Raw genomic sequence first — 465 nt, 5'->3', positions numbered from 1 at the left:
TGCATCCAGCTGTTCACCGACAGGATCCAGAAGGCCGAGAAGAAGGTGCCGAACGCCACGGCCGCGCAGGCCGCCATGTGCAGCCCCTCGCCCACCTTCTCACGCCCGAACAGCATGATCCCGAGGAAACCCGCCTCGAGAAAGAAGGCCGACAGCACCTCGTAGGCCATCGGCGCGCCGATCGTCGGCCCCGCACGGTCCGAGAAGACCGACCAGTTGGTGCCGAACTGGTAGGACATGACGATGCCCGAGACGACGCCCATGGCGAAGGCCAGCGCGAAGATCTTCACCCAGTACCGGAACAGGTCGAGGTAATGGTGCTTGCGCGTCTTCAGCCACAACGCGTTCAGCACGGCGAGGTAGCTCGCCAGCCCGATCGTGAAGGCCGGGAACAGGAAGTGGAAGGAGACGGTGAAGGCGAACTGGATGCGGGCCAGCAGCACCGCGTCGAACGATCCGAGCATT

The 465-nt window shown here is 64.1% G+C and carries 1 protein-coding gene; it reads right to left on the bottom strand.

All coding sequences use genetic code 11. The features are described 5' to 3' along the window. Positions 1 to 464 (bottom strand): cytochrome ubiquinol oxidase subunit I (locus Q1A87_RS23770; RefSeq protein WP_299657354.1); only part of this gene is annotated, 464 nt, incomplete at its 3' end. Position 465 lies beyond the last annotated feature (1 nt).

It is taken from the genome of uncultured Jannaschia sp., from assembly GCF_947494055.1.
Taxonomy (GTDB): domain Bacteria; phylum Pseudomonadota; class Alphaproteobacteria; order Rhodobacterales; family Rhodobacteraceae; genus Jannaschia.
Note: the sequence above shows the minus strand (reverse complement) of the source record. Positions and strands in the feature narration are given on the sequence as shown.